The sequence below is a fragment of the Pseudoalteromonas sp. TB25 genome, from assembly GCF_000497995.1.
GTDB classification, from domain to species: Bacteria; Pseudomonadota; Gammaproteobacteria; order Enterobacterales; family Alteromonadaceae; genus Pseudoalteromonas; species Pseudoalteromonas distincta.
In genome coordinates this window covers 1-7,265 of the sequence record NZ_AUTI01000200.1, presented here as the reverse complement: position 1 = coordinate 7,265, position 7,265 = coordinate 1, and the positions used below count along the sequence as shown (strand labels likewise).

The window sequence follows — 7,265 nt, the reverse complement described above, 5'->3', positions numbered from 1 at the left end:
CCTGAAGTTAAATCAGAAAAAATTGCTACGCCAGCTAAACCTGAAACTACAAAAGAGCCAGAGATTGAGCCTGTCGTCATCAACGAAGTAACTCAAAATAATAAACCAGTTGAGAGCAGCGTAGAGGCAAATGAAGAGCCTTTAGAGCCTACGAACACTACACAAAATGCTGATATTGAACATACACCACCGCAAATTTTAGATGAGCAAAACAACGTAGTTACACCATCGCAAACAAGAGAAATTGAGCCTGCACAAATAGAGCCAGCAGATACTTTAGGGCAAACAAGTACCGCTACATTTAACGAAGTAAAACAAAAACCAGAGCCTAATACAGCCGAGTTTGAAGCCGCCGCCAAAACAACCTTAGAGCGTATTAAAAATGCCAGCAGCTTTAATGAGCCAGAAGTACGCGACTTTGATCCAGATGCAAAGCCTGTAAAAAAACAACGTAAGCACCATACTGCTCATATAACGGAGCCTGCGCCAATAGAAGCCGAACATAACACTGTAGAGCCGGTTATTAGTACTCCTGAGCCAGTAACAGCGAGTGAGCCGGTTGTAGATTTACACGCACCAGAGAAAATTGCTGACGCTCAATCGACTACATATACAACAGAGCAAGACTTTAAAGAACCAGAGGTACGTACATTTAACCCAGATGCACCATTACCTGGTGAAAAGCCGATGCCTAAAAAACAAAGCTCAACACCTGAGCAAGCACAAACAACACCGCCAGTTGATGAGCCACAAAGTGAGCCTAAAAAAGCAGACAGTAACAATCCATTTGCTAACTTATCGTTAGACTCAAGCTGGGATCCTGACTCAACTGAAAAACCCAAAATAGAAGAGAAAAAACGCGCGCCTAAATCGCAAGCATTAATAGATGCAGAAGAACGCGCTAAAAACATGCAAACCAAATAGTAAGTTTTAAAGTAGCGCCTCATATTTGAGGCGCTGTTTTAGTAACTAAATAATTAACTGCTTTTTTACCGTATTACTTACACTCTTATCCCATCCTAAAATGCGCCTTAGTTATTAGAAGCTTCGCTCCTTGCGCGAGCAAGCTCAGCGCCTGGCGCAATATTCAAGCTTGAGAGTGTTTTATAAGCTTACAACTTGTTGGCGCGATGAGTGCAGAGCATACATTTAACTGGTGGTATTTTTAGACTTGAGTTTAAGGCTACGTTATCCGCAGCCATAAATTAAAGTAACTTGGTCAACAAGCCCTAATTAAAAGTCCTAGTTAACAGCCCTAGCGGTACGTTTATTTTTAAGCTTTAACCCGCCAATTAATAGCAGTGGTCCTATAAACATGGCAAGGCCATACACGCCACCGGTAACTGCGTATTCTGGTTTATTTAAAAAGCTAATAGCGATTAAAATAGCTAACGATGCATTTTGAATTCCAACCTCAATTGAAAGCGTCAGCGAATCAGTTAAATTTAATTTTGAACACTTAGCAATTAACCAACCAACAACCATTGAACCAATATTAAGCGCTATGCACGCCCAAAATACGTTGTTAAATGAGCTAACTAATAAATCGCGCTCTTTTATTACTAGTGCGGCAATCATCATAAGCATAAAAAACAACGAGAAGCGTCTAAAAAACGGCTCTGCTTTAATAGCAAAATCACTTTTAAAGTGACGTAACCAAATGCCTATAGCAACTGGCACTAAGGTAATAAAAAATAGCCCTAATGAAGTAGTTAAAATAGAAAAAGTAGCATCGTCTGCTGGGGCAAACTGACTCATAGCAAAGCCAATAATAAACGGTGTGGTTATTATACTAATTGCGGTAGAGGCAGCTGTTAAACTTACCGAAAGCGCTAAATTAGCTTTAGCAAGCTGGCTTACTACATTTGACATAGTACCACCTGGGCAGGCAGCTAATATCATTAAACCAATAGCGATAGGCGTTGGTAGGTTTAGTAAATAACACAGCCCTAATGCTAATAAAGGCATTGCTACAAGTTGGCCTATTAAACCCATGACAATGCCAAGCGGGTTTTTAAATAGACGAGTAAAATCGGTTGTTGTGAGCCCAAGACCCATACCAAACATAATAAGTGCAAGAGCGAGCGGAAGTATTACTTCGGTTAATATAGATGCATTCAAATTAGACAGCCTCGTTTGTTATTGTTTTTAATTAGAGTGTTAATTTTTAAGTTAACTGTAACGCCCCTTTACAATAACTAGAAGTATTACTTATTTAAAATAGCAGCCACGTGCTTATCTAGTTCTGGAAGTACATCTTGTTCAAACCATGGGTTCTTTTTAAGCCATATATTATTACGCGGACTCGGATGTGGAAGCACTAAATAATTTGGCCAATACTCACGCCACGATTTTACTAACTCCGTAAGTGGCATTTTTTTAGTCTCTGGTAAATGATACGCCTGCGCGTATTTACCAAGCACTATTGTCAGCTCAATATTTGGTAGTGCAGCCAATAATTGCTCGCGCCATGCAGGCGCACATTCTTTTCTCGGTGGTAAATCACCCGACTTCCCCCTACCCGAGTAGCAAAAGCCCATAGGTAAAATGGCTATATTATTAGCGTCGTAAAATTCATCACGTGTTAGCCCAAGCCATTCTCGCAGGCGGTTTCCGCTTGTATCGTTAAACGGCACACCTGTTTCGTGAACTTTGATTCCAGGTGCTTGCCCTGCAATTAAAATACGTGCGTTTGGGTTAAATTGTATAACAGGACGAGCCCCTAAAGGTAAATGAGGTTCACAGATCACGCATTTACTAACTTGCTCTATTAATTGGTGACTATTCATGTTTATTTGGCCTTAAATGCTTAATATTTATCCTAAATGGCCATTTAGGATAAATGAGTTGGTAAAAAATCGGTTTATTTTAATTAAAACGAGCGTTAGTTAGTAAAATCGTGATCTTTAAGCTCATTCGCGCTACAAGCCTTGTAAAACCTAGCGTTGCTCGGCCCATACAGCAAATTCATTGCCGCTTGGCTCTGCAAAATGAAACCGGCAACCACCCGGAAATTCAAAAATAGGTTTTAATATTGTGCCACCATGGAGTTGTACTTTTCTATACGTGGCGTGAATGTCGTTACTATAAAAAACCAATAGCGCAGCACCGTTTTGAGTTAGCGATTTAAGCGGCGCATTAAAAAAGCCACCATCGAGCCCTTGGCCACTAAACGCCGTGTATTCTGGGCCGTAGTCAGTAAACTGCCAATTAAATACACGACTAAAAAAGGCCTTAGTTGCGGGTAAGTCGCATGCAGGAAACTCAACGTAATTTAGTTTTTCGTGATCGCTCATCGTTATTCACTCTTTATTTTTACTCAGTTTATTAACCTTAAGCTTTACATAGAGCCTGTGCAATATCATTAAACAATATCAGATCAGTATTTTACTAAGTAATTAAGTAAGCATAACTTACTTAAAAATTAAATATCACAAATGAGAATAACTATCTTTTGTATTTGTAACATATATAATAGCGCCTTTGTTTTATCCTCAGCTTTAAATAAAGGGATTAATTAACTATGCAGGCACCTTTGCACAGTGCGCCATTCGATAAGGTTAACGTGATTGCGCTTATAGTAAAAAGCGTAAGCAGTTATCGAGTTTTGGTATTTTTACGTTTTTTTATTGCCATAATTGGTGGCTATGCTTTTACCTCTGCAAGCACTGCGTTATTAAGTTTTGTATTGCCAATAGCTAAACAAGACGCTGTGCTGTTTAGTGTTTCAATCAGCATTTTAATTTATGCCGTTGTATTTATTTATGCTTTTAGCGTTAAATCATTAAAAACAGTATGGATCAGTATTTTACTAAGTACAGGAGCGTTCATAGGATTGCTTGCATTACTGAAGGGTTGGGTATGAAAGACAGCTTTTTCAGATCGATGACTTGGTTGCACACTTGGGTAGGGTTACTCGTTTGTTGGTTATTATATTTAATATTTTTTGCAGGGACTCTTAGCTTTTTTAGAGACGAAATAACGTTGTGGAATCAACCAGCCATTCATAATGTGCAAGCCCAAACACAGCGTATAGAAGCGCAAAAACAACAAATAATTACCGGATTTGATTACTTAGCTAGCCATGGAGCTCACTCATCAAGCTGGCGTATTACATTACCCGAGCCGCGTATTCCTTATTTAATTTATGGTTATGCAAAACCAAAAGAGCCAGGCCAGCGCCGCAGCCGGTTTGAAAACACACAGCTAAACCCTAATACCATGCAAGAGCTTGAGCCCTTTGTAGATACTAAAGGCGGTAACTTTTTTTATCGGCTGCACTATGATTTACATTACATGGATGCAATAACCGCACGCTGGATTGTGTGCTTTGCTAGCTTTTTTATGCTGATTGCCATTATATCGGGGGTGGTTATTCATAAGCGTATTTTTAAAGATATGTTTAGCTTTAGGCGTAACAAAGGTAGCCGTACATGGTTAGATGCCCATAACTTAAGCTCTGTGCTTGCCCTTCCTTTTCATTTAATGATTACTTACACTGGTATAATTACACTTATATTTATGTTGTTTCCCTACCCTGCGCAAACGTCTTATGATGACGGCATGCGTGGCTTTTTTAACGATGTAACACCTCGCAATACCATGACCGATAAAGCCCAAGGCGAATTGCCAATGGTGCCAATACAACGCATTTTAGATCAGGTTTATACTAAGTGGCCTCATACAGATATTACTCGCGTACAAGTTAACCAACCAAATATGGCAGCTTCAACAATTACCGTATTGGTAAGCGCAGGTAAAACACTACGTGACCAAGCACCACGCTTAATATTTAGTGGTGCTACAGGGCAAATGGTCGCTAAAACTGATGACGAGCTAACTAGCAGCAAAGCGCTTTACGAATCGCTTAATTCTATGCATACAGGGCGTTTAGCTACGTGGTTGTTGCGCTGGTTATACGTATTAGGCGGTATTGCAGGCTGTGTAATGATTGGCTCTGGCTGTATTATGTGGGCTAAGCGAATTCGCGAGCGAACTAAAAATAACGTTAAACCTTCGTTTGGTTTAAAATTAGTTGAAGGGTTAAACCTAGCCACTATTATGGGACTTCCACTGGCAACGTGTGCATTTTTTATTGCTAACAGACTACTTAGCTCAACTACCGCAGAGCGCGCCGATAAAGAAATACTCGCGTTCTTTTTAACATGGCTAGCGGTTGCTCTTTTAGCACTTATAAAGCGCGACACACTGCAATGGCGAGTTATGGCAGCTATAAATGCTGTTGCATGTTTAAGCGTACCGGTTATTAATGCCCTTACAACTAACGGTAATCTAGTTAGCTATTTGATGCACAAACAGTGGGCTTTATTTACTTTTGATGCACTGTTTTTGTTATTTAGTATATTGTTTTTTATACAAACCGAAAAATTACGTACTGCTAAAAACAACTCAAAAATAACCAGCCCTAGTCAATCTAATAACTTTAAAGGGCAAAAACCATGATTGATTTACTTGGGTTTAGCCTATGCCTGCTCAGTTTTAACTGTTTTGCGCTAGCTAAGTATAATCATTTTAAAGATGTATTTAAAAAACGCCCTACAGAACCCCAACGTAAAAAGCTGCTATTAGTTGCTTGGATCAGTATTTTACTAAGCTTGGTGCTTTGTATAGTTACTCAAGATGGATATGGTGCATTACTATTTTGCGGATTTATGAGCCTAAGTGTCTTAATTATAATGGTTTTTTATAATTTTTTAGTAGGCTACGTGAAGTGGTTTAGTGTTTTAAATAGCGTGTTAGTTGTACTAAGTGGGTTGTTTTTAGCATTAAACTAGCCTTAGTTAGTAAAAACGTGATCCGTTATTTTCTCATAGATTAGGACGTGTTGATCTTTGGTGGGTGAATTTGCAGCAGACTGTTTGGTATTTAGGCAAGGCAGAGCCTATGTAGTGTGGTTATTCCCCATAAATAGGCGATAACGCAGCATAAATACCAAACATGCGCTGCCCTTTGGGTTCTTTCTAGGGACGATTAACTCTTTGTTGCTCGGTTTTTACTTAGCCCACTAGGTTACAAACCTCGCGCCGCGATTTAATCGCCCCTAGATTGAACAGATTTCAATCCACAAAGATCAACACGCCCTAGGCAAAAAAAATGGCAAGCTATATAGCTTGCCAACAATAGGGGATATTCAGTGTTTCTAATACTTGCTGTCTCACGGCAAGTACACACAATATAACCATAATATATTTAAGTTACTTTACAGTTAGGTGACTCTTTTATTACTACTGTAAAGGGGCTTTACATTGTTTATTGCTCAACCCAAATTAGTTCATCAGTAGCAAAGCCCAACTCTTTAGCTTTAGTTAAAAAGTGTTCTTTAAGCTCTTTGCTAACCGTTGGTGTACGCGACAAAAACCACAAGTAATCTTTGTTGTAACTGGTTATAAATGCATATTGATAATCGGGTTGGTCAAGTTCAAAAATCACGTAAGCGCCATAAAATGGACCAAAAAACGAGACTTTAAAATGCCCTGTGTCGGTGCCCTCAACAAACTTGGCTAAGCCTTCGGCGTCATCCCATTTTTTATCATCCGTTAAATACCCTTTGTTAAGGACCTTTACTGTGCCGTCGTCGTTAATTGAATAAGTCGCGGTAACTTGCTCCATCCCTTCTTCGAATGAGTGATTAAGACGCGCTATTTCAAACCATTTGCCTTTATATTTTTGTATATCAAAGTTTTTAACGGGTATTATTCCCTCAGGAGGGCTGGTGCAGGCACTAAGAAAAAATAACCCTGTAATAAGTAAACCGTATTTAATAGCCTTCATGTAAGCTCCTTTTTTAATTACATAAATCGTACGTATTATCTAAATATAGATGGATATAAAGTTTGCTAGCCGATTAAAAAAATTTGCTATAGGATCATATTAATTCTAAAGCAATAAAAATGACCATAGCATGAAAATTTGGGTAGATGCAGACGCGTGTCCTGTTGTTATAAAAGAAATACTTTTTAGAGCTGCAGAGCGTATGAAAATCGAGACTATTTTAGTAGCGAATCACGCAATGCGTATTCCGCCGTCAAAATACATAAGCCGCGTTCAAGTATCGTCGGGATTTGATNTGTAGCCGACGACGAAATAGTAAAACGTGTTGAAAAAGGCGATTTAGTTATTACAGGCGATATTCCGCTAGCAAGTGAAGTAATTGATAACGGCGGGCAAGCACTCAACCCACGTGGCGAGCTTTATACCACCGAGAATATCCGCTCAATACTTAACGTGCGCGACTTTATGGATAC

Annotated in this window: 7 protein-coding genes and 2 pseudogenes; 5 read left to right on the top strand and 4 right to left on the bottom strand. The window is 39.2% G+C overall.

Annotated features, from left to right (window positions below; genetic code table 11):
• Positions 1 to 924: pseudogene (locus tag L652_RS01000000123255) on the top strand (cell surface protein); the annotation flags it as partial.
• A gap of 318 nt (positions 925 to 1,242) precedes the next feature.
• Here the strand turns inward: L652_RS01000000123255 and L652_RS0104775 are convergent.
• The 3 genes from L652_RS0104775 to L652_RS0104765 form a co-directional block, all read right to left on the bottom strand.
• Positions 1,243 to 2,121 (bottom strand): bile acid:sodium symporter family protein, encoded by an 879-nt coding sequence (locus L652_RS0104775; protein ID WP_024595857.1) that lies wholly within the window; start codon positions 2,119 to 2,121, stop codon positions 1,243 to 1,245.
• Positions 2,122 to 2,207: 86 nt separating this feature from the next.
• Positions 2,208 to 2,789, bottom strand: a complete 582-nt coding sequence (locus L652_RS0104770) for a uracil-DNA glycosylase family protein (protein ID WP_024595858.1) — start codon at positions 2,787 to 2,789, stop codon at positions 2,208 to 2,210.
• 150 nt (positions 2,790 to 2,939) lie between these two features.
• The gene (locus tag L652_RS0104765) at positions 2,940 to 3,296 is read right to left on the bottom strand and encodes a VOC family protein (protein ID WP_024595859.1); all 357 of its coding nucleotides are present in this window, start codon (positions 3,294 to 3,296) and stop codon (positions 2,940 to 2,942) included.
• Positions 3,297 to 3,523: 227 nt separating this feature from the next.
• On the opposite strand from L652_RS0104765, the gene L652_RS0104760 reads away from it, so the two are divergent.
• The 3 genes from L652_RS0104760 to L652_RS0104750 are packed head-to-tail and all read left to right on the top strand — an operon-like array spanning position 3,524 to position 5,795.
• Positions 3,524 to 3,865: a hypothetical protein gene (locus L652_RS0104760; protein WP_002959167.1), complete on the top strand. Its 342-nt coding sequence runs from the start codon at positions 3,524 to 3,526 to the stop codon at positions 3,863 to 3,865.
• Positions 3,862 to 5,463, top strand: coding sequence for a PepSY-associated TM helix domain-containing protein (locus tag L652_RS0104755; protein ID WP_024595860.1), 1,602 nt, complete (start codon positions 3,862 to 3,864; stop codon positions 5,461 to 5,463). The genes L652_RS0104760 and L652_RS0104755 overlap by 4 nt, the downstream gene beginning before the upstream one ends.
• Positions 5,460 to 5,795 carry a DUF3325 domain-containing protein gene (locus tag L652_RS0104750; protein ID WP_024595861.1) on the top strand — a complete coding sequence of 112 codons (336 nt, stop codon included), beginning with the start codon at positions 5,460 to 5,462 and terminating at the stop codon, positions 5,793 to 5,795. Before L652_RS0104755 ends, L652_RS0104750 begins: the two co-directional genes overlap by 4 nt.
• A 475-nt stretch (positions 5,796 to 6,270) precedes the next feature.
• Here the strand turns inward: L652_RS0104750 and L652_RS0104745 are convergent, their stop codons facing one another.
• Positions 6,271 to 6,792 (bottom strand): lipocalin family protein, encoded by a 522-nt coding sequence (locus L652_RS0104745; protein WP_024595862.1) that lies wholly within the window; start codon positions 6,790 to 6,792, stop codon positions 6,271 to 6,273.
• Between the two features lie 130 nt (positions 6,793 to 6,922).
• Between L652_RS0104745 and L652_RS01000000123250 the strand changes: the two are divergent.
• Positions 6,923 to 7,265 (top strand): annotated as a pseudogene (locus L652_RS01000000123250) (YaiI/YqxD family protein); the annotation flags it as partial.